Consider the following 22,411-nt stretch of genomic DNA (forward strand, 5'->3'; position numbering starts at 1 on the left):
GAGGGCACTAGTGTGCGGTACATGAGCGATCACGCGGTGCTGCACGTGCGAGGCCGGGTCCTGGTCGGGCCCGACGACGTCCGGGACGAGCTGTGGGTCATCGACGGCCGTATCTCCTACGACCGTCCCACGGCCGCCCAGGACATCCGTACCGTCGACGGCTGGGCCCTGCCCGGCCTCGTCGACGCGCACTGCCACGTCGGGCTCGGCGCACACGGCCCCGTGGACCAGGACATCGCGGAGAAGCAGGCGCTGACCGACCGCGAGGCCGGCGCCCTGCTGGTCCGCGACGCCGGATCCCCCTCCGACACCCGCTGGATCGACGACCGCGAGGACCTCCCGAAGATCATCCGGGCGGGTCGTCACATCGCCCGCACCCGCCGCTACATCCGCGGCTACGCCCATGAGATCGAGCCCGAGGACCTGGTCGCCTACGTCAACCAGGAGGCCCGCCGCGGCGACGGCTGGGTCAAGCTGGTCGGTGACTGGATCGACCGCGACCTCGGCGACCTCGCCCCCAGCTGGCCGCGCGAGGCGGCCGAGGCGGGCATCGCCGAGGCCCACCGCCTCGGCGCCCGCGTCACCGCGCACTGCTTCGCCGAGAACTCCCTGAAGGACCTGGTCGAAGCGGGCATCGACTGCATCGAGCACGCCACGGGACTGACCGAGGACCTGATCCCGCTGTTCGCCGAGCGCGGCGTCGCCATCGTGCCGACCCTGGTCAACATCGCGACCTTCCCCAAGCTCGCCGAGGGCGGCGAGTCCAGGTTCCCCCGCTGGTCGGCCCATATGCGCCGGCTCCACGAGCGCCGCTACGACACCGTCCGGGGCGCCTACGACGCCGGTATCCCGGTCTTCGTCGGCACCGACGCCGGCGGCAGCCTGCCGCACGGCCTGGTCGCCGCCGAGGTCGAGGAACTGGTCACCGCCGGCATTCCGCCCACCCAGGCGCTCTCGGCGACGACTTGGGGCGCACGGCGCTGGCTCGGACGCCCCGGGTTGGATGAGGGCGCGCCGGCGGACCTGGTGGTGTACGAGACGGACCCGAGGGCCGATGTACGGGTGCTGGCAGTGCCGCGGCGGATCGTCCTGAACGGCCGCGTCGTGAGTTGACCGGGTGACTGTGGAGGATGTGCGTGCCCTGGGAATCGAAGACATGCACGGAATGGTCACGTAGGAGTGAACACTCGTCAGCTTGCTGACGGCCACCTGTCCGCGCGTAATCCTTACGGGGTCCCAAGCACGTCTCTCTGGGGGTCCCACCACCTTGAACGGCAACAACTTCCGCCTGCCCGCACGCCGTTTCGCGACCGTCGCGGCGGCCACGGCCCTCGCCGCCGGACCCGTGGCGCTGGCCGGCGCGGGCTCCGCGCACGCGACCGACGACCAGGGCCGCGCGAGCGCCGTGGCCCTGCGCACCGGGCTCGACGTGTCCCTGCTCGACAAGAGCGCGAACGTCCCGCTCGCGGTCTCCCTCAACGAGGTCCAGGCACCGCAGAGCGCCGAGAAGACCGCGCTCACCGCCCAGTTGGACGGTGTGGACGGCGGACAGCCCTTCAACGTCCTGCGCGCCGACGTGGCCTCGGCGAAGGCGATGGTGACCGACACCAAGTCCGAGGGCCGCACCAACCTCGCACACGCCCAGCTCCATGTCCCCGGGCTGCCCCTGCTGTCCCTGATCGAGCTGGAGGGCGTCACCTCCAAGGCGACCTGCGAGGCGGGGAAGACCCCGAGCGCGACCTCCAACCTGCACGGCGCGGTGACGGTCCTGGGCAAGAAGGTCACCGTGACGACCGGCGGCACGACCGACGTCCAGGTGCCCGGCGTGGGCGAGGTCCGCCTGGACCTGTCCAAGACGGAGACCACCTCTCGTACGGCGGCCGCCACCGCCCTCGAACTCACGGTGTCCGTCAACCCGTTGAAGCTGAACGTGGCCGAGGTGACCGGCACCGTGACCCTGGCGAAGGCGACCTGTGAAGCACCGGCCGTCAAGACAGCCCCGAGCGAGGAACCCGCGGTCGAGCCGCAGGGCGGCCCGGTCGACGAGGAGGGCCTGGCCGAGACCGGCGGCAACTCGCTGACCCCGTATCTCGCGGGCGGCGCGGTCGTCCTGCTCGCCGCGGGCGGGGGAGCGGTGGCACTGGCCCGCCGGGGCAAGGGCTGAGCGGATCCGGTCCTCCCCACGCGGTCGGCCGTAGGACCTCGTCAATGCGCAGAAAGGCGCATTGACGGGGTTCCCGCGCGGCAGGACGGTGGGCCCCACCGGAACTCCGGGCCGGGCGCCCGGAGTCCGACAGTCTTCGGGGGAGGACCACATGAGCATCGACGACATCGAGAGCACCAGGGAGCCCACAGCGGACGACGCGACGGATCCGTCCGCGATCCCGATCCCGTTCCCGCGGCGCAGCGGCGTCTACGCCCTGGAGCTGCCCCGGCCCACCATCCCCACCGCGCGGCTCGTGCTGGAGGAACTCCGCGTCGACGTGGACGGCATGATGCCCACCATGACCGTCAGCGGCACCAGGACCCAGCTCTTCGGCGGCGGGGTGACCTGGATCGCGAGGGTGGCCTGGGACGACGTACAACGGGCGTACACGGGAACGATCTTCTACCGCGACGGCAGGACGTCCCTCGTACCGCACACGGATGTGCTGGTGACGCTGTCCGGCGGCTTCCCGTTCGGCGGGCAGCGCAGGGCGCGGGTGACCTTCACCGGCGGCGGCCGCCCGGACGCGACCCGCACCTTCGTCTTCCGGCGGGCCGCCTTCCGCGAGCTGGGCATCGAGTACGACTGCGCGAGCGACGCCACCGCGGTCACCGACTACCACCTGCACGCGCACCCGAACCGGCCCGCAGACCTGCCGAACACCCACCTCACCATCGAGGGCGCCTTCACCCGCCTCGGCATCGCCGTCACCAAGACGGGCGGCGACGACGTGGTCCCGGTCATCAAGGCGGGCAGCGACGGTCTGTGGACCGACATCGAGATGCACGACGCCATGCAGGTGCACTGGTCCAAGTGGGCCGACACACCCCAGTGGCAGGTGTGGACGCTCTTCGCCGGGCAGCACATCCGGGGCAGCGGGCTCGGCGGGATCATGTTCGACGACATCGGCACCGCCCAGCGCCAGGGCTGCGCCGTCTTCAGCAACTCCTTCATCTCCGAACCGCGCCCGGGCGACCCGCACTCGGACCAGGCCGTGCAGCGACTGCGCTTCTGGACGGCCGTGCACGAGATCGGGCACACCTTCAACCTCGCCCACTCCTGGGACAAGGACGAGCTCACCCGGTGGATCCCGCTGGCGGACGAGCCCCTCGCCCTCAGCTACATGAACTATCCGTTCCGCTACCCCGGCGGCGAGAGCGCGTTCTTCGCCGACTTCCGGTACGGCTTCAGCGAGAACGAACTCCTCTTCCTGCGCCACGCCCCGGAACGGGTGGTCAAGCAGGGCGCCGCCCCCTGGTTCGAGGAGCACGCCTTCGAGCGGATCCGGCAGGCCGCGCCGAACGCCCTGGAGCTCACCGTACGGGTCAACAGGCCCGCCGCCCGCTTCGAGGCACTGGAGCCCGTGGTCGCCGAGGTGAAGCTGAAGAACACCTCCTTCGTGCCGGTCGTGGTGGACCGCAACTCCCTGCTCGGCGACCGCCTGACCGTGATCATCTCGGCCGACGGCCGCGAGCCCCGCCAGTGGGTGCCGTACGCCCGCCACTGCTACCTGGACGACCCGTACGTCCTCAAGCCCGGCGAATCCCTCTACGCGCCGCTGTTCCTCAGCGCCGGACTCAACGGCTTCGACCTCGCCGAACCCGGGCACTACCGGATCCACGCGTTGCTGAAGAGCGAGGCCGGCGAGATCCTCTCCGCGCCGCTCGGCATCGACGTCCGGCCGCCCGCGAGCCGCGAGGAGGAACTGCTCGCCCCGGACGTGTACACCGACGAGGTCGGCCGGGTGCTCGCCTTCGGCGGCAGCCGCGGCCGGACACCGGCCCTCGACCACGCGGGCGACATCCTGCGCGAGGTCATGGAACGGCTCCCGGACAGCGCGCTGGCCGTCCACGCCGCCGCGGCCCTCAGCCGTACGGCGACCGTGCCGGGCCGCATCCTCGTCGAGGACCCCGAGCAGCCCGGCAACCGCGAGTTCAGGGCCGTCGTACCCGATCCGGAGCGGGCCCTGCCGCTGATCGAGAAGGCGTACGGCAACCTGGGCGCCGCGGCCGACACCCTCGGCCACATCGGTCTGACCCAGCAGGTCGAACAGGTGGCGGTCGCCCTGGCCGCGGGCGGCGAGGGCGTCACCCAGGAGGCGGTCCGGCTGACCACCGACCTGGCCGACACCCTCGACGCGCGCGACGTCCTGCCCGCCGTGGTGGAGTCGGTGCGCACCACCGCGGCGGAGCTGTCGGGCTGACGCTCAGATCACCGGTGCGCCAGGGCCAGCGCCCGGTCCAGCGCCTGGAGGAAGGAGTTGACCGTCGCCCGGTCCCGCACCGCCAGACGCAGCCACTCCTCGTCCAGGCCGGGGAAGGTGTCCCCACGGCGCACCGCGAACCCCAGGTCCCGCAGATGCCCTCGTACGGCCGCCGCCCTCGGCAGCCGTACGAGGACGAAGGGGCCCTCAGCCGGTTCCACCACCCGCAGGCCCTCCGGGGCGAACTCGCGGAGGCCCGCGACGAGATGGGCCCGGTCGGCGGCGATGCGATGGGCCGCGTGCGCCGCCTCGGCCAGCGCCTGCGGCTCCACGCAGGCCCGGGCCGCGGTCAGCGCGGGAGTGGACACCGGCCACAACGGCTGCGCCCGCTCCAGTTCCGCGATGGTCTCCGGAGCGGCGAGGACATAGCCGATGCGCAGCCCGGCCAGGCCCCAGGTCTTGGTCAGGCTGCGCAGGACGACCAGACCGGGCACGTCCGTGCGTCCGGCGAGGGCCTCCCGCTCGCCCGGGACCGCGTCCATGAACGCCTCGTCCACCACCAACGTCCGCCCGGGGCGGGCCAGTTCGGCGAGGGAGGCGGCCGGGTGCAGGACCGAGGTCGGGTTCGTCGGGTTGCCGACGACGACCAGATCCGCGTCCTCGGGGACGGCCGCCGGGTCGAGCCGGAAGCCGTCCTCCTCGCGCAGCAGCACCCGGTCCACCGTGTGCCCCGCGTCCATCAGCGCGGCCTCCGGCTCGGTGAACTGCGGGTGCACGACCACGGGTTGACGGACCTTCAGGGCGCGTGCCAGCAGTACGAAGGCCTCGGCGGCGCCCGCCGTCAGCAGCACCCGCTCCACCGGGAGCCCGTGCCGTGCCGCCACCGCCGCCCGCGCGGCCCGCCCGTCCGGGTAGGCCGCGAGAGAGGCGAGCGAGTCGGCGATCCGCTCCCGCAGCCAGGCCGGCGGGGTGTCGGCGCGGACGTTCACCGCCAGGTCGACCAGCGCCGAGCCGTCGTCACGGACCTCGGCGTCCCCGTGGTGCCGAAGGTCGTGGCCCTCAGTGCGCATGGGAGTGGGTCCCGTGGTGATGACCGTGGTGGTGATGGTGGCCGTCGTCGTCCGGGTGGAAGTGCGGCTGCTGCGGCAGGCCCACCTTGTCCTCGAAGCCGGGCAGCGCGATCCGGTACACGCAGGAGTCGCAGTTCATCCGCAGATCGCCCTTGACGGCCTCCTCGTACCGCTCCATGACCAGATCCAGCAGCTCCGGCTCCGGGCCGATCACCTCGGCGGAGCGCACCTCGACCTCCGGGTGCGCGGCCGCCCACCCCTCGGTCTGCTGCTGCACCCGGTCCGGCAGGATCCCGGTGAACAGGAAGTACGGCAGCACCACGATCCGCTTCGCGCCCAGCTTCACGCACCGGTCGAGGCCGCTCGGCACGTCCGGCGCCGCCAGCGACACGAACGCCGTCTCCACGCCCGCGTACCCGCGCCCCTCCCACAGCAGCCGGGCCGCCTTGTGCACCTCGGCGTTGGCGTCCGGGTCCGTCGACCCGCGCCCCACCAGCAGCACCGTCACATCGGCCCGGTCCTCGGGGGTGCGTGCCGTGCCGCCGAACGCCTCGTCGAGCCGCCGCTCCAGCACGTTCAGCAGCGAGGGGTGCGGGCCCAGCGGGCGGCCGTAGGTGTACGTGATCCCGGGGTGCCGCTCCTTCTCGCGGGCCAGCGCCGCCGGGATGTCGCCCTTGGCATGCCCGGCGGACACCAGCATCAGCGGCACCGCGGCGAACCGGTGGACGCCCCGCTCCACCAGCTCGGTGACGGCGTCGCCCAGCGGCGGCGGGGACAGCTCGATGAAACCGCCCGCGACGGGCAGGTCGGGGTGGCGGCGGCCCAGCTCCCGTACGAAGTCGCGGAACGCCTCGGCTCCGGCATCGTCCCGGGTGCCATGGCCGGCGACGATCAGCGCGGGCGGGGGGGTGGTCACGGTTTCTCCTCGGGTGAAGTGGGGTGGTACAGCAGGGCGTTGAGCGCCGCGGAGGCGACCGCGGAACCGCCCTTCTCGGACACGTTGCTCACGGCGGGCAGCCCGCTCTCGCGCAACGCGGCCTTGGACTCGACCGCGCCGACGAAACCGACGGGCAGCCCGATGACGAGCGCGGGGGAGGCGTCCAGGGTCAGCAGCTCCTCCAGGGCGGTCGGCGCGTTGCCGATCACCCACAGGGCACCGGGGCCGACCTGCTCGTACGCGAGCCGGATGGCGTGCGCCGAACGCGTAAGACCGTCACCGGCCACGGCGTCCCTGAGCCGGCAGACGGTCTCCCGCCGGGTGATCCCGGCGGCCACCATCTCGACGTCCACCACGACGGGCGCCCCTGCGTGCAGCGCGGCGTGCGCCTTTTCGAGGCAGCTCTCGTCCATGACGAGATCCGTCGCGTAGTCGAGGTCGGCGGCGGAGTGGATGACCCGCTCCACGACCGCCCGGGTCAGCGGCGGGAAGTGCGAGGTGTCCAGCCGGGCGCGCAGCCGCCGGTAGGACTCCTCCTCGATCGGATGGACCACACGGTTCACTCGGAGCCCTCCTGCCAGCGGTAGCCGCGCGGCGTCACCATGCGCCCCGCGATGTTCCGGGTCGCCGTGTTGCCCACGGTCACGACCGTCATCATGTCGACCGTCGCCGGGTCCAGGGCGCCCAGCGTGGTCAGGCGGCTGGATTCGTCCGGTCGCGAGGCGTTGCGTACGACACCGACGGGCGTCGTCGGCTCCCGGTGCTCGGCGAGGATCGCCAGTGCCTTCGGGAGCTGCCAGTCGCGGCCCCGGGAGCGGGGGTTGTAGAAGGTGACCACGATGTCCGCCTCGGCCGCCGCCCGCACCCGCCGCTCGATGATCTCCCACGGGGTGTGCAGATCGGACAGGCTGATCGAGACATGGTCGTGGCCGAGCGGAGCGCCGAGGATCGCCCCGGCCGCCAGCGCGGCGGTGACTCCGGGCACACCGACCACCTCGATGTCGTCGCTCGCCTCCGCCAGCGCGGGGGAGGCCATGGCGTACACCCCGGCGTCCCCGCTGCCGATCAGCGCGACGGCGTGCCCCTTCCGGGCCTGAGCCACGGCCGTCCGCGCCCGCTCCTCCTCGGCCCCGAGCCCGGACTCCAGCACCCGGGTGCCGGGACGGAGCAGATCGCGGATCTGGTCGACGTACTGGTCGAGCCCGACGAGCACGGAAGCGCGCCGCAGCTCGGCCTTCGCGCGCGGGGTGAGCAGATCCCGGGCGCCGGGCCCGAGCCCGACCACCGCGAGCCGCCCGCGCGCGGGACGCCGTACGACCGCACAGGTCGCCATGGCCGACTTCCGCTTGGGGACGAGGAGTTCACCGCCCTCCGCGAGCGCGGAGGCCTCGGCGACGGAGGGGGTGCCCACGGCGGCGAGGGGCGCGTCGGAGGGGTTCGGCACCTCCACGCAGGCCAGTCGCTCGGCGGGGTACGTCACCAGCGGCACGCCGAGCCGCTCGGCCGCCTCGACGATGCCGGGCTCCTCGGACTTGGCGTCCACGGTGGTGAGTCGGGCGATCGAGCGGACCGAGAGACCTTCCAGCGAGCTGCTGATCAGCCCGAGGATCTCCTCGACCGGCGCCCCCTTCGAGGCGCCGACGCCCACGACGAGGGACGGCGGCCGCAGCACGACCTCCCGCTCGGCGGGTTCGACGGCACGGTCGGTCACACGGACCGTGTACGCACCCTCCTCGGACACCTTCAGCGCCGGCAGGGGCCACGCCAACTCGGCCTTCAGCGCGACCGGTTCGCCGTCCAGCAGGGCCCGCGAGACGGCGGCCACATCACCCTCCACCGGGAAGCCGAGGGTGTCCAGACCCGGCAGCCCCACGGCATCGGTCGCCGTCGTCACCACCGGCCGCGCGCCCAGCAACTCGGCGACCTCGTCCGCGAGTTCATTGGCGCCGCCGCCGTGCCCGCCGACCAGCGACACGGCGAACCGCCCGCCCTCGTCGACGCAGACCACGCCCGGGTCGGTCCGCTTGTCATCGAGCAGCGGCGCGACCAGCCGCACCACCGCCCCCGTGGCCAGGAAACACACGAGCTGCTCGCACTCCGCGAACGCGGCCCGTACGGCGTCCGTCACGGGACCCTCGTACACACGCGTACGGTCCGGCCACGCCGCGGCCAGCCGGTCCCGCGCAGCCGCCCCCGCCGCGGTGGCGGAAATCAGGCCGATCACTGAGCAACTCCTTCGTGAGAAAGGGGCGTTCGCACACCCCAGAGCAGAAATACGGGATTGGTCGCCGCCAGCCGGGACACATCCCCCGGCAGCGGCGCGAGCCGCGAGGACTGCAACAGCACCCCGTCGCAGTCGAACCCCGCGCCGGTGAGCGCGGCCTGCGCGGCCGGCACCCGGTCCAGTGCCGCCATGGCGACGACCACGGTCCGCCGCGCCCGCCGCGCACACGCGGTCACGATGGCGGGCAGCTCGCGCCCCCCGCCCCCGATGAACACGGCGTCGGGATCGTCCAGATCGGACAGCACCGTGGGCGCGGCCCCGTGCACGGCCCGTACGTCGACCCCGTGCGCGGCCGCGTTGGCGCGGATCCGCTCGATGCCGTCCCGGGTCTTCTCGACCGCGGTGACGGCGGCGCCGAGACGTGCGCACTCCACGGCCACCGAACCCGAGCCCGCGCCGACGTCCCAGACCAGATCGCCGAGCCGGGGCCCGAGCCTGGCCAGGGCCAGCGCCCGCACCTCGAACTTGGTGATCATCGAGTCGCGGTGGGCGAACTCCGTCTCGTCCAGCGCCCATCCGGCGGGGCCGACGGGCGGCCCGGCGACCGTACGCGCCGGTCCCAGCGACCGCGTCTCGTCCAGGCACAGGACGACACTCACCGCCGTACCCCAGTCGCGGGCCGCGGCCTCGGCGGGCGTGACCCGCTCGACGCGCTCCTCGGCGGTGCCCAGCGTGGAGGCGACGAACAGGACCCGCGCCTCGCACCTGAGGGCAGCGCCCAGCTCGGCAGGACCGGACCCGGGCCCGGTCAGCACGGCGACCTTCGGCCGCGCCCGGCAGACATTGACGGCCGTACGCAACTCCCGCCCGTGCGCGCTGACCACGACCGCGTCGTCCCACGGCACCCCGACCCGCGCAAAGGCGGCGGCCACGGAGGAGACACCGGGCCGCACGTCCAATTCCCGCGACCCGAACCGCTCGGCCAGCACCCGCACGATCCCGAAGAATCCCGGGTCCCCGGAGGCCAGCACCACCACCCGGTCCGACTTCTCCATATGCCGCTCGATGACGTCCAGCGCCGGCGCCAGCGGACCGAGGACGACCCGCTCGGCACCGGCCGGGACCGGCGCGGCGTCCAGATGCCGCCGCCCGCCGACGACGAGCCGGGCCCCGGCCAGCACCTCGGCTGGAACCGGCGCCCCCGTCCCCGTACCGACGACCGTGATCACGTGCTCGCCCCCCGCTCACGCAGCGCCCTGCGGGCCTCCGGGTCGGCCTTGCGGAAGCCGTGGAAGTGACCGGGGTGGTACAGGTGCGAGCGGGTGCCGTGCGCGGAGAGCGCCGGGCCGACCAGGAAGAGGGTGTGCTTCCAGAGCTTGTGCTCCTTGACGGTCTCCTCCAGGGTGCCGACCGTGCACCGCACGATCAGCTCCTCCGGCCAGGTGGCCTGGTAGGCGACCACGACCGGGGTGTCGGTCGGATAGCCGCCCTCCAGCAGCTCCCGCACCAACTGCCCGCTACGGGCCGCCGACAGGAAGATCGCCATGGTGGTCCCGTGCTTGGCGAACTCCCGTACCTCCTCACCGGGCGGCATGGGCGTCTTGCCGCCACCCAGCCGGGTCAGTACGACGGACTGGGCGACCTCGGGAATGGTCAGCTCGCGCTGGGCGAGCGCGGCGACGGCGGAGAAGGCGGAGACGCCGGGGATCACCTCGGTGGCGATCCCGATCCGGGCACACCGGTCGAGCTGCTCCTGGGTACCGCCCCACAGAGCGGGATCCCCGGAGTGAATACGGGCGACCCGCAGACCCTCTGCAAGGGCCCGCTCGTACACGGCGACGACGTCCTCAAGGGACATGGTCGCCGAGTCGAGGATCTCCGCGTCCTCGCGCGCGTGCTGGAGGACCTCCGCCTGGACCAGGCTGGCCGCCCAGATCACCACGTCGGCCTCGGCGATGGCACGCGCGGCACGGAACGTCAGCAGATCGGCGGCGCCGGGGCCGGCACCGACGAAGGTCACCTTGCCGGTGGGGGCATCGGCCATGGGGATCGGTCCTCTCCTACAGAGCGGTGGTGCTGTCGGGGTTGAAAGTCAGTGGGCACGCGGGCGTCGGACACGCACGGACGGACGCCGATCGGATAGCAAGGCCCTATGGCGGTCTTCGTAGCGCTCGGCGCGTTCCTGATGACGCTGGCCGGCGGCTGGACGGCGCAACGCGTGACGGACCGCCGCCACCTCGTGCTGGGCCTGGCCGGCGGCCTGATGCTGGGCGTGGTCGGCCTCGACCTGCTGCCTGAGGCGCTGGAGGCGGCGGGCGAGGAGATCTACGGCGTACCGGCCGCGCTGCTTCTGTTCGTGGCCGGCTTCCTCCTGGCCCACCTGGTGGAACGGCTGCTGGCCGCCCGCCAGGCCGCGCACGGCGCGGACGAGAAGGACGGCCGTGCCCCTGAGGTGGGCCTCACGGCGGCCGCGGCGATGGTCGGTCACAGCGCGATGGACGGCGTGGCGATCGGCGCGGCCTTCCAAGTGGGCGGCGGCATGGGCACGGCGGTCGCTCTCGCGGTGATCGCCCATGACTTCGCGGACGGCTTCAACACGTACACGATCACGAGCCTGTACGGCAACGCCCGCCGCAGAGCCCTCGCCATGCTGTTCGCGGACGCGGTCGCGCCCGTGGTGGGCGCCGCCTGTACGACGTTCGTGACCATCCCCGAGGGCCTGCTCGGCGGCTATCTGGGCCTGTTCGGCGGTGCCCTGCTCTACCTCGCGGCGGCGGAGATCCTCCCCGAGGCCCACCACGAACACCCGGCCCGCTCGACACTGCTGTGCACGATCGCGGGGGTGCTGTTCATCTGGCTCGTGGTGGGAGCGGCGGGCTGAGGCCGGCCCGGAAGGGCTCACAACTTCCCACCCCGCCCGCCGTCGCGCCGGGCGGGCGCGATGAGCGTGGAGAGGTACGGCAGCGGCGCCCCGTCGAGTTCGGCGGCGGGCCGGATGGACTCCTCGGCCAGCCCGAGTGCGGCACCCCACACCGCGTCCCCGATCCGCCCGGTCTCCCGCAGCGCCTCGGCGACCTCACCGGCCTGCCGCCCGAACTTGTAGGCGACGACGGTTCCGGGCCCGGCGAGGGCGTCCTTGAGCACGGCGGCGCCGGCGGTGACGGGGACGAGGGTGAGCGGCTCGGTGCCTTCGGTGAGCACGGCTCCGGAACGGGCGGCGAGGTCCTGCATGGCGGTGATGCCGGGGACGGTCTCGACGACGGTGCCCGGCAGCAGCTCGCCGATGGTCAGGGCGAGATAGGTGAAGGTGGAGTAGACGTTGGGATCGCCGATGGTGGCGAAGGCGACGACGGAGTGCTCACGAAGGAGTTGCGCAACGCGCTCCCCGGCGGCGTCCCAGGCGGCCTCGCGCCGGGCGCGGTCGCTGCGCTCATTGAGAGCGAAGACGACGCGGACGATTTTGCTCTGGTCGACGTAGTGCAGAACGGTGGCCTCGGCGCGCCCGCGCTCCCCGGTGTCCATCACGGGAACGACGACGACATCGGCCGCGCGCAAGGCATTGACGCCCTTGACGGTCACCAGCTCGGGATCGCCGGGACCCACCCCGACACCGATCAACCTGCTGCTGCTCATGACGTCCGGCACCTCTCCACGAACCGACGGGCGACACCGGGCTGGGACGCCCAGTGCGTGTGCAGATAACTCGCGTGCACACCTTGTTGTACAAATCCTTCGACCCGCCGCTGAGGGGCGCGCACACCCCAAGCGGGAGCCGCCCCCGCGCCCGGCTCGACGACGGTCCGATGAAACTCGTGCCCTCGCATCCGAGTCCCCGCGACGGCCAGCGAACTGTCCCCGACGGCCACGGCATCCCGATACCCGAGGGTGAGCCGCTCGGACATACGGGCGTCGGCACCGAGGACCCCACACATGGGCAGCCCGTCGAGCTCACGGCACAGGTAAAGCAGCCCGGCACATTCGGCGGCGACGGGAGCGCCGGTCAGGGCGAGTTCAGTGATGGCCTTGCGCAGGGGTTCATTGGCGGACAGCTCGGAGGCGTACACCTCCGGGAACCCACCCCCGATGACCAAACCCCGGGTACCGTCGGGCAGTTGTTCATCCCGTAGCGGGTCGAAAGACACGACTTCAGCACCGGCGGCGCTGAGCAACTCGGCATGCTCGGCGTAGGAGAAGGTGAACGCTTCTCCACCGGCAACAGCAACTACCGTCCCGTCCGGCGTTTGAGAACCCGGAGACCAGGCCGCACATGGCAACGGACCCGCGCTACGAGCCAGCCTCAGCAGCCCATCCAGATCACAACCGTCGGCGACCTGCGCCCCCATCGCGGCCACGGCCTCCATCGCCGCAGCCCGCCGCTCAGCCACCGGCACCAACCCCAGATGCCGAGAAGGCGTATCCACCTGCGCAACCCGCCGAAGCACCCCCAACACAGGCACCCCGACCGACTCCAAAGCCTCCCGCAACAACTCCTCATGCCGAGAAGAGGCGACCTTGTTGAGGATCACCCCCCCGACCCGAACCTCCGGATCCCACGACACAAACCCATGCACCAGCGCCGCGACGGACCGCGACTGCGAAGACGCGTCCACGACCAGCACAACCGGCGCCCGCAACAACTTCGCCACATGAGCGGTGGACGCCAGTTCACCCTCCCCCGCGGCCCCGTCGTACAGCCCCATCACACCCTCGACCACGGCAAGGTCACACCCGAGCGCACCGTGCAGAAACAAGGGCCCGACCAACTCCGGCCCGCACAGATACGCATCGAGATTCCGCCCCACCCGCCCGGTCGCGAGCGCGTGATACCCGGGATCGATGTAGTCGGGCCCCACCTTGTGCGGAGACACGGCAAGCCCCCGCGCGGCGAACGCGGCCATCAACCCCGTGGCAACGGTGGTCTTCCCGCTCCCGGAAGAGGGCGCGGCGACGACCAGCCGAGGGACCGAGGACATCACCACTCGATACCCCTCTGCCCCTTCTGCCCGACGTCCATCGGATGCTTCACCTTGGACATGTCGGTCACGAGATCCGCGAAGTCGACGAGCTTCTCGGGCGCGTTCCGCCCGGTGATGACCACATGCTGCGTCCCCGGACGATCCCGCAGCACGGAGATCACCTCATCGGTGTCGACCCACCCCCAGTGCATCGGATAGGCGAACTCATCGAGCACATACAGCTTGTACGTCTCGGCGGCGAGATCCCGCTTGACCTGCTCCCAGCCCTCCCGGGCCTTCTCCTCGTTGTCCATCTGCTGATCACGCTGCACCCACGACCAGCCCTCACCCATCTTGTGCCAGTCGACGGACCCGCCCTCCCCGGACGCCCCGAGCACCCGCAGCGCGTTCTCCTCGCCGACCTTCCATTTGGCCGACTTGACGAACTGGAACACCCCGATGGGCCACCCCTGGTTCCAGGCCCGAAGGGCAAGCCCGAAAGCGGCGGTGGACTTCCCCTTGCCGATGCCCGTATGCACCACGACCAACGGCCGATTACGTCGCTGACGCGTAGTCAGTCCATCATCCGGAATCACACTCGGCTGCCCCTGAGGCATTACGCGGCCCTCCTCTGTACGTCCTTCACCAGCCCGGCGATCGAGTCGGCCCGCAACTCGTCCAGCGTCACGGCCGTACCCCCCAACTCACCGGCCAACTGCCCCGCGAGCCCCAGCCGCACAGGCCCGGACTCACAGTCCACGACCACGGAGGCGACCCCCTCGGCCGCGAACAACCGAGCGGCCCGCCCAGCCAGCGCGACCGGCTCGGGCCCACCCGTGGCCCGACCGTCGGTCACCACGACAAGCAGCGCCCGCCGCGCGGGATCCCGAAGCCGCTCGACCCGCAACACGTCATGCGCCTTCAACAGGCCCGCCGCCAGCGGTGTACGCCCACCCGTGGGCAACGACTCCAGCCGGGCGGCGGCCGCGTCCACGGACGACGTCGGCGGCAGCGCGACATCGGCCGCGGTACCCCGAAAGGTCACCAATCCCACCTTGTCCCGTCGCTGATACGCGTCCAGCAGCAGCGACAGCACGGCCCCCTTCACGGCACTCATCCGCTGCCGGGCCGCCATCGACCCGGACGCGTCGACCACGAACAGCACGAGGTTCCCCTCACGCCCCTCCCGGCTCGCCTGCCGCAGATCGTCCCGCCGTACGACAAGCCCCCGTCCGGAGCGCCCGCGCGCCCGCTGATGCGGCGCGGCCGCCTGCACGGTCGCCGCGAGGTGCAACTTGGTCAGCGCCCCCCGGGGCCGCCGCGCACCGGTCGTCCGCCCGTGCTCGGTCCGAGCCCGCGAACGCCGCCCGGCGGCACCTTCACCGATCCCGGGCACGCTCAGCACCTTGGTGCGGAACGGCTCGGAAGCGCGCACGGCGGACTGCTCGGCCGCGCCCGAGGGCTGCGGCACGCCACCCTCACCGGCCTCGGGGGACGCACCCGCGTCTCCGTCCTGCGGACCCTCGTCCGGCGCGGGCGAACCACCGCCCCCGCCGGGCCCGTCAGGACCCGGGTCGGGATCGTCGTCCTCCCCGGAGAACTCCTCCAGCGTCTGATCGAGCTTGTCCTCGTCAAGTCCCGGAGCGTCAAAGGGATTACGCCGCCGACGGTGCGGCAGCGCGAGCAGCGCCGCCTGCCGTACGTCCTCGGCCAGCGCATCCGTCCGCCCGGCCCACGCGGCCAACGCGGTGGCGGTACGCGCCATCACGATGTCGGCGCGCATGCCGTCCACCTCGAAGGCCGCACAGGTCGCCGCGATCTGCCGCAGCGCCTTGTCCCCGAGCCGCACCGACGGCAACAACTCCCGGGCGGCGACGATCCGTTGACGTACGGAGGCCTCCTCGTCCGCCCAACGGGCCGCGAAGCCGCCCGGATCGTCGTCGTAGGCGAGCCGCCGCCGTACGACCTCCACCCGCTGATCGGGCTCCCGCGAGGCCGCGACCTCGACGGTGAGACCGAACCGGTCGAGCAACTGCGGCCGCAGCTCGCCCTCCTCGGGGTTCATGGTCCCGACGAGCAGGAAGCGGGCGGCATGGCGCACGGAGACGCCTTCGCGTTCGACGTACGACGCACCCATCGCCGCCGCGTCCAGCAGCAGGTCGACCAGGTGGTCGTGGAGGAGGTTGACCTCGTCGACGTAGAGGATCCCGCGGTGCGCGTCGGCCAGCAGCCCCGGCTCGAAGGCCTTCACGCCCTCCGCGAGCGCCCGCTCGATGTCGAGGGCGCCCACCAGCCGGTCCTCGGAGGCGCCGACGGGGAGTTCGACCATGCGGGCGGGGCGGGCGGTGCCGCCTCCGGCCTCGTGCGGTCCGTCCGGGCAGGCGGGGTCCGGCCGGGACGGCTCACAGGAGAAGCGGCATCCGGGGACGACGGCCACCTCCGGCAGCAGCGCCGAAAGGGCGCGTACCGCCGTCGACTTGGCGGTGCCCTTCTCGCCGCGCACCAGCACACCGCCGACGGCCGGCGACACGGCGTTCAGCAGCAGCGCGAGCCGCAGGTCGTCCTGGCCGACAACGGCCGTGAAAGGGAAAGGAGTTGTCACTGGTCGCCCTCCAAGTCGCCTTCCAGCTCCAGATACGTGGCCCGCAGCGACTCCAGCGTCCGAGCGTCCGGCTCGGCCCACAGTCCGCGCTCCGCGGCCTCCAGCAGCCGCTCGGTGATCCCGCGCAGCGCCCAGGGGTTGGACTCCTTCATGAAGTCCCGGTTCTCCGGGTCGAAGACGTACTCGGCGCTGAGCTTCTCGTACATCCAGTCGTCCACCACCCCGGCGGTGGCGTCGTAGCCGAAGAGGTAGTCCACGGTCGCCGCCATCTCGAAGGCGCCCTTGTAGCCGTGCCGGCGCATCGCCGCCATCCAGCGCGGGTTGACCACGCGGGCCCGGAAGACGCGGTGTGTCTCCTCGCCGAGCGTGCGGGTCTTGATCTGGTCGGGGGTGGCGGAGTCGCCGACGTACGCCTCGGGGGAGGCGCCCGTCAGATGGCGCACCATGGCGACCATGCCGCCGTGGTACTGGAAGTAGTCGTCGGCGTCGACGAGGTCGTGCTCACGGGTGTCGACGTTCTTCGCGGCGACCGCGATCCGCTTGAACGCCGTCTCCATGTCTCCGCGCGCCGCCCGCCCGTCGAGCCCGCGCCCGTAGGCGTAGCCGCCCCACACCGCGTACACCTCGGCGAGGTCGGCGTCGGAGCGCCAGTTGCGGGCGTCGATCAGCGGCAGCAGACCGGCGCCGTACGCGCCCGGCTTGGAGCCGAAGACCCGCGCGGTCGCCCGGCGCCGGTCACCGTGCTCGGCCGTGTCCTCGTCGGCGTGCGCCTTCACGAAGTTCCGCTCGGCCGGCTCCTCCAGCTCGGCCACCGCCCGCACCGCGTCGTCGATCAGCCCGACCACATGCGGGAACGCGTCCCGGAAGAACCCGGAGATCCGCACGGTGACGTCGATGCGCGGCCGCCCCAGCTCCTCCAGAGCCACCACCTCGAACCCGGTCACCCGGCGCGAGGCGTCGTCCCACACCGGACGGCAGCCCAGCAGCGCCAGGATCTCCGCGATGTCGTCACCCTGGGTGCGCATCGCGGATGTGCCCCACACCGTGAGCCCGACGGACTTCGGGTACTCGCCGGTGTCCTGGAGATACCGGGCGACCAGCGAGTCCGCGAGGGACTGGCCGACCTCCCAACTCAGCCGGGAGGGAATGGCCTTGGGGTCGACCGAGTAGAAGTTCCGACCGGTCGGCAGGACGTTCACCAGACCCCGGGTCGGCGACCCGGACGGGCCCGCAGGGACGTAACCGCCGTCCAGGGCCCGCAGAATGTGCCCGATCTCGTCCGTCGTCCGCGCGAGCCGCGGCACGACCTCGTTACAGGCGAACTCCAACACGGCGACGGCGTCGGGCAGTTCGGTGCCGAGGACGTCACGCACGAGAGCCGGGACCGTGGCGGCCTGCCACTCCCGCTCCTCCATGCCCTCCGCGACCCGGCGGCACAACTGCTCCAGCAGATCGATCGCGTCGGCGGCCGTACGCGACGGACCCTCGACGAGGTCGGACAGCTCGACCGGCACCTTCACGGGCGCGCCGGGCTCGGCCAGCAACTCCTTCTCGCCGAGCCCGAAATGAGCGGCCAGCGAAGCCCTCAGCCCCGGCAGCGCGTTCGCCTGCCCGCCCCACACCTGCGAGGCGCGCAACACGGCGAGCACCAGGTTCACGCGCGGCTCACCGACCGGACCGCCACCGAGAATGTGCAGACCGTCGCGGATCTGCACGTCCTTGATCTCGCACAGATAGCCGTCGATGTGCATGACGAACTCGTCGAACGCCTCATCGTCCGGCTGCTCGTCGACATGCAGATCGTGGTGCAGCTCGGCCGCCTTCACCAGCGTCCAGATCTGCGCCCGCACCGCCGGCGCCTTCGTCGGGTCCAGGTCGGAGACGAGCGCGTACTCGTCGAGCAGCTGCTCCAGCTTGGCCAGGTCACCGTAGGTGTCGGCGCGTGCCATCGGCGGTACGAGGTGATCGACGACCGTGGCGTGCCCGCGCCGCTTGGCCTGGGTGCCCTCGCCGGGGTCGTTGACGATGAAGGGGTAGATCAGCGGGAGTTCACCGAGCACGGCGTCCGGCGCGCAGCCCCTGCTCAGCCCCAGCCCCTTGCCCGGCAGCCACTCCATCGTGCCGTGCTTGCCCATGTGGACGATGGCGTCGGCGCCGAAGCCCCCCTCCGATGGTGCAGCGTCCAGCCACCTGTACGCCGCCATGTAGTGGTGGGACGGCGGCATGTCCGGGTCGTGGTAGATCGCGATCGGGTTCTCGCCGAAGCCGCGCGGCGGCTGGATCATCACGACGACGTTCCCGAACCGGAGGGAGGCGAGGACGATGTCGTCCCCGTCGACGTACAGCGAGCCCGGCGGCTCACCCCACGCCTCCAGCATGGCGTCCCTGAGCTCCGGGTCGAGCTTGTCGAACCACGTCCGGTAGTCGGCGAGCGGTACCCGCGCGGGCGCGGTGGCGAGCTGCTCCTCGGTGAGCCACTCGACGTCGTGGCCACCGGCCTCGATGAGCCGGTGGATCAACTCGTCACCCCCGGAGGGGTACTCGGTGAGGCTGTAGCCGGAGTCTTTGAGGGCGTCCAGCACCCGCACGGCGGATGCCGGCGTGTCGAGGCCGACCGCGTTGCCGACACGGGAGTGCTTGGTCGGGTACGCGGTGAAGACGAGGGCGAGTCGCTTCTCGGCGTTCGGCTTGTGCTTCAACCGAGCGTGCCGTACGGCGATTCCGGCGACCCGCGCGGCCCGCTCCGGGTCGGCGACGTACACGGGCACGTCGTCCGGTCCCTGCTCCTTGAAGGAGAACGGCACGGTGATCAGCCGCCCGTCGAACTCCGGGATCGCGACCTGCATCGCCGCGTCCATGGGGGAGAGGGCGGCGTCCGACTCGTCCCAGGCGCTCCTGGTCGACGTAAGGCAAAGCCCTTGCAGAACAGGGATGTCGAGATCGGCGAGGGCCCCGATGTCCCACGCCTCCTCGTCACCGCCCGCCGACGCCTGCGAGGCATGCGTGCCGCCCGCCGCTAGGACCGTGGCGACCAGGGCGTCGGCCCGGCCGAGGATCTCGTACAGCCCCGCGTCCGCGCCCCGCAGCGAACCGCAGTACACAGGAAGGGCGTTGGCCCCGCGCGCCTCGACGGCGTCGCACAGGGTGTCCACGAAGGCGGTGTTGCCGCTGAGTTCATGGGCCCGGTAGAAGAGCACGCCGACGGTCGGGTGGCCCTCGACGAACGGACGCTTGCCATGGACGCCGTACTCCGGCATCTTCTGCGGCTCGACGAAGCCCTCGCCGGTCAGCAGCACGGTGTCGGAGAGGAACCGGGCGAGTTCGGTGAGGTTGCCGGGCCCACCCTCGACCAGGTACCTCAGCGCCTCGGCGACCACACCGGCGGGCACGGACGACTCGGCCATCAACTCGGCGTCCGGGACGGTCTCCCCGCCGAGCAGCACGGTGGGGATGCCGGACGCCTTCAGCCTGGCGAGCCCGTCCTCCCAGGCGCGCTTGCCGCCGAGCAGTCGTACGACGGCGATGTCGGAGCCGTCGATGAGCGCGGGCAGCTCCTCGGCGACGTCCACGCGGGTCGGGTTGCCGATCCGGTAGGAGGCACCGGACGCAGCCCTGGCCGCCAGCAGATCCGTGTCGGCGGTCGACAACAACAACACTGTGCTCATGCGGGCGCTCCCGGTGGAATGAAAGGCAGTCCTTGCGGCGCGCCCGACTCGATGAGCCGCCAGAGCGCGTCGGTGTCCGCGTGCTGTTCGATCAGATCGCCGAGCCGGTCGAGCTGTTCCTCGCGCAGCGCGGCGAACGAGGTGTCGGCGGCCGGTACGAAGCGACGGCCCGCGGCGGCCGCCACCTCGCGCAGGAAGGCGCGTCGGAAACCGTCCGACTCCAGCGAGCCGTGCCAGTGCGTGCCCCAGGTCTGCCCGACCCGGCAGCCGTCCAGGCTGTGTCCTTTGTCATCAGAGATGAACGCTTCGCCGCCGGTGACTTCGGCGACGCCGTGATGGATCTCGTATCCCTCGACCTGCTCGCCGAGGGCTTCCCCCACCGGCCGGGTGAGGGTCTTCTCGCGGGCGAACCGCACCCGTAGGGGCAGCAGCCCGAGCCCCTCGACCAGACCCCTGCGGCTCTCGACCTCGTCCTCGATCCGCTCGCCGAGAACCTGGAAGCCACCACAGATGCCGAGAATGGGCTTTTGTCGGTTGGCCCTCTGTACGAGAGCCTCCGCGAGGCCTCGCTCCCGCAGCCACTCCAGCGCCTTGACGGTCCCCCGGGTGCCGGGAATGACGACGAGATCGGCGTCGGCCAGCTCCTCCGGCCGGTCCACGAACCGCACGACGACACCGGGCTCGGCGGCGAGGGCGTCGACATCGGTGAAGTTGGACATGAGGGGGACGGCGCAGACAGCCACGCGCAGGACGTCCTCGCCCACGGGAGAGGAGACCTGGGACTCCCGCACGGCCCCTCGCAGGGAGACGTTCCCCCACGCTCGACTTCGCTCGCGCGGGGGGACCCCCATCCCGTCTTCCTCGTCGATCCCGAGCCCGTGCCGGAAGGGCAGGACGCCGTAGGTGCGCCGCCCCGTGAGGCCATGGAGCATGTCGAGGCCGGGTTCGAGGAGGCTGACGTCCCCCCGGAACTTGTTGACGAGGAACCCGGCGACCAGCTTCTGGTCCGCTTCGGACAGCAGGGCGACGGTCCCGAAGAAGGAGGCGAACACCCCACCCCGGTCGATGTCACCGACGACGAGCACGGGCAGGCCCGCATTGCGCGCGATGCCCATGTTCACGATGTCGGTCCGCCGCAGATTGATCTCGGCCGGAGAACCGGCCCCCTCGCAGATCACCGCGTCATACGTGCCCCGCAACTCGGCGAGACAGTCGAGCACGGTGCCGAGAAGTCGCTGCTGCCGCCCGCCGTGATACCCGCGCGCACTCAACTCGCCCACCGGCTTGCCCATGAGCACGACCTGACTGCTCTGCTCGCCACCGGGCTTGAGCAGCACAGGGTTCATGAGGGCCGTCGGCTCCACCCGGCAGGCCTGCGCCTGCATGGCCTGAGCCCGCCCGATCTCGGCGCCTTCCCTCGTCACGAACGAGTTGAGCGACATGTTCTGCGCCTTGAAGGGCGCGACCTTCACCCCCTGCCGGACCAGCCAACGGCAGATACCGGCGGTGACGACACTCTTTCCGGCGTCGGAGGTGGTACCGGCGACCAGAAGCCCTCCGCCGCTCATGACCGCTTCCCCCGCACGACACGGCGCGCGGCGACGCTGACCCCCAGCGCGAGCCAACTCACCCGGCGGGACAGCCGTACGGCCCGCTCGATGTCCCCGACCTCCACAGCACGCCCCTCCCCGTTCAGTACCGGCCGATGTTCGATACGCCCGCCGTATGACAAGGTCCCCCCGAGCCGCACCCCCAGCGCACCCGCGAACGACGCCTCCACGGGCCCCGCGTTGGGGCTCGGATGCTGCGCGGCGTCGGCGCGCCAGGCACGTACCGCACCCTGGGGATTCCCCCCGGCCGCGGCGGTCAGTACGGCGGTCAGCCGCGCCCCCGGCCACCCGGCGACGTCGTCCAGGCGTGCGGAGGCCCAGCCGTACCGCCGGTAGCGGGCCGACTTGTGGCCGACCATCGCGTCGAGGGTGTTCACGGCCCGGAAACCGAGGAGCCCCGGCACTCCGCCCAAGGCCCCCCACACCAGCGCCCCCACGACGGCGTCGGAGGTGTTCTCGGCGACGGACTCGACGACGGCCCGCGCGATCCCGTCGGCGTCCAGCGCCTGCGGATCCCGCCCGCACAGATGCGGCAGCCGCGCGCGGGCAGCCTCGACGTCCCCCTGGTGAAGCGCCTGCCCGATGACCCGAGCCTCCCGGACGAGCGAAGTCCCGCCGACGACGGCCCAGGTGGCGACGCCGGTCAGCGCGACGGAAGCGGCAGGGGAGCGGCGTACGGAACGAGCCGCGAGAGCACCCATGGCGACGGCGCCACCGGCGCACACGGCGGTGTGCAGTGCGCCCCGGCCCCGGTCGTCGCGCCACAGTCGCCGTTCCACGGCGCCCGCGGCCCGCCCGAACACGGCGACCGGATGCCCGCGGCGCGGATCGCCGAGGAGCAGGTCACCGAGGAGGCCGGCGGCGGCACCGTACGCGAAGACGCGATCGGCCCGCATCGGCTCAGCCGATCGCGGAGTCAGACGCGGGTTTGGTACTGGA

Annotated in this window: 17 protein-coding genes; 4 read left to right on the forward strand and 13 right to left on the reverse strand. The window is 72.1% G+C overall.

The genetic code is table 11. The features are described from left to right. Nucleotides 1–21 precede the first annotated feature (21 nt). The 3 genes from H4N64_RS09340 (at nt 22) to H4N64_RS09350 (ending at nt 4,409) form a co-directional block, all read left to right on the forward strand. Nucleotides 22–1,113, forward strand: a complete 1,092-nt coding sequence (locus tag H4N64_RS09340) for an amidohydrolase family protein (RefSeq protein WP_186281680.1) — start codon at nt 22–24, stop codon at nt 1,111–1,113. Between the two features lie 154 nt (nt 1,114–1,267). After that, a complete protein-coding gene (locus tag H4N64_RS09345) occupies nt 1,268–2,164 on the forward strand; it encodes an SCO1860 family LAETG-anchored protein (protein WP_186281682.1) in 897 nt (298 codons plus the stop codon). 151 nt (nt 2,165–2,315) lie between these two features. Further along, on the forward strand, nt 2,316–4,409 hold the full coding sequence (locus tag H4N64_RS09350) for a zinc metalloprotease (RefSeq protein WP_186281684.1): 2,094 nt from the start codon (nt 2,316–2,318) through the stop codon (nt 4,407–4,409). A gap of 8 nt (nt 4,410–4,417) precedes the next feature. Here the strand turns inward: H4N64_RS09350 and cobC are convergent, their stop codons facing one another. From cobC to cobM, 6 genes are read right to left on the reverse strand one after another with little or no spacing between them, the layout of a single operon-like run. After that, the gene (cobC, locus tag H4N64_RS09355) at nt 4,418–5,479 is read right to left on the reverse strand and encodes an Rv2231c family pyridoxal phosphate-dependent protein CobC (RefSeq protein ID WP_186281686.1); all 1,062 of its coding nucleotides are present in this window, start codon (nt 5,477–5,479) and stop codon (nt 4,418–4,420) included. Further along, nucleotides 5,469–6,395: a CbiX/SirB N-terminal domain-containing protein gene (locus H4N64_RS09360; protein ID WP_186281688.1), complete on the reverse strand. Its 927-nt coding sequence runs from the start codon at nt 6,393–6,395 to the stop codon at nt 5,469–5,471. Before H4N64_RS09360 ends, cobC begins: the two co-directional genes overlap by 11 nt. After that, nucleotides 6,392–6,979 (reverse strand): precorrin-8X methylmutase, encoded by a 588-nt coding sequence (locus H4N64_RS09365; RefSeq protein ID WP_186281690.1) that lies wholly within the window; start codon nt 6,977–6,979, stop codon nt 6,392–6,394. Before H4N64_RS09365 ends, H4N64_RS09360 begins: the two co-directional genes overlap by 4 nt. Then, on the reverse strand, nt 6,976–8,640 hold the full coding sequence (gene cobJ, locus H4N64_RS09370; protein ID WP_186281692.1) for a precorrin-3B C(17)-methyltransferase: 1,665 nt from the start codon (nt 8,638–8,640) through the stop codon (nt 6,976–6,978). The genes H4N64_RS09365 and cobJ overlap by 4 nt, the downstream gene beginning before the upstream one ends. Beyond that, nucleotides 8,637–9,869 (reverse strand): precorrin-6y C5,15-methyltransferase (decarboxylating) subunit CbiE, encoded by a 1,233-nt coding sequence (gene cbiE / locus H4N64_RS09375; protein WP_186281694.1) that lies wholly within the window; start codon nt 9,867–9,869, stop codon nt 8,637–8,639. The genes cobJ and cbiE overlap by 4 nt, the downstream gene beginning before the upstream one ends. Beyond that, nucleotides 9,866–10,684, reverse strand: coding sequence for a precorrin-4 C(11)-methyltransferase (gene cobM, locus H4N64_RS09380; protein ID WP_186281696.1), 819 nt, complete (start codon nt 10,682–10,684; stop codon nt 9,866–9,868). Before cobM ends, cbiE begins: the two co-directional genes overlap by 4 nt. 108 nt (nt 10,685–10,792) lie before the next feature. Between cobM and H4N64_RS09385 the strand changes: the two genes are divergently transcribed. After that, entirely contained in the window at nt 10,793–11,521 is a 729-nt protein-coding gene (locus H4N64_RS09385; RefSeq protein WP_186281698.1) for a ZIP family metal transporter, read from the forward strand. A gap of 17 nt (nt 11,522–11,538) precedes the next feature. On the opposite strand, the gene cobI is transcribed toward H4N64_RS09385, so the two are convergent. From cobI to H4N64_RS09420, 7 genes are read right to left on the reverse strand one after another with little or no spacing between them, the layout of a single operon-like run. Further along, nucleotides 11,539–12,285 (reverse strand): precorrin-2 C(20)-methyltransferase, encoded by a 747-nt coding sequence (gene cobI, locus H4N64_RS09390; protein WP_186281700.1) that lies wholly within the window; start codon nt 12,283–12,285, stop codon nt 11,539–11,541. Further along, on the reverse strand, nt 12,270–13,613 hold the full coding sequence (locus H4N64_RS09395) for a cobyrinate a,c-diamide synthase (protein WP_186281800.1): 1,344 nt from the start codon (nt 13,611–13,613) through the stop codon (nt 12,270–12,272). Before H4N64_RS09395 ends, cobI begins: the two co-directional genes overlap by 16 nt. Next, the gene (cobO, locus tag H4N64_RS09400; RefSeq protein ID WP_186281702.1) at nt 13,613–14,212 is read right to left on the reverse strand and encodes a cob(I)yrinic acid a,c-diamide adenosyltransferase; all 600 of its coding nucleotides are present in this window, start codon (nt 14,210–14,212) and stop codon (nt 13,613–13,615) included. Before cobO ends, H4N64_RS09395 begins: the two co-directional genes overlap by 1 nt. Then, the gene (locus H4N64_RS09405) at nt 14,212–16,197 is read right to left on the reverse strand and encodes a putative cobaltochelatase (protein WP_186281704.1); all 1,986 of its coding nucleotides are present in this window, start codon (nt 16,195–16,197) and stop codon (nt 14,212–14,214) included. Before H4N64_RS09405 ends, cobO begins: the two co-directional genes overlap by 1 nt. Then, entirely contained in the window at nt 16,194–19,862 is a 3,669-nt protein-coding gene (gene cobN, locus H4N64_RS09410; RefSeq protein WP_186281705.1) for a cobaltochelatase subunit CobN, read from the reverse strand. The genes H4N64_RS09405 and cobN overlap by 4 nt, the downstream gene beginning before the upstream one ends. After that, nucleotides 19,859–21,430, reverse strand: coding sequence for a cobyric acid synthase (locus H4N64_RS09415; RefSeq protein WP_186281706.1), 1,572 nt, complete (start codon nt 21,428–21,430; stop codon nt 19,859–19,861). The genes cobN and H4N64_RS09415 overlap by 4 nt, the downstream gene beginning before the upstream one ends. Next, nucleotides 21,427–22,368 (reverse strand): cobalamin biosynthesis protein, encoded by a 942-nt coding sequence (locus H4N64_RS09420; RefSeq protein WP_186281708.1) that lies wholly within the window; start codon nt 22,366–22,368, stop codon nt 21,427–21,429. Before H4N64_RS09420 ends, H4N64_RS09415 begins: the two co-directional genes overlap by 4 nt. Nucleotides 22,369–22,411 lie beyond the last annotated feature (43 nt).

The sequence above is a fragment of the Streptomyces cupreus genome (genome assembly GCF_014257025.1).
Classification (GTDB): Bacteria; Actinomycetota; Actinomycetes; order Streptomycetales; family Streptomycetaceae; genus Streptomyces; species Streptomyces cupreus.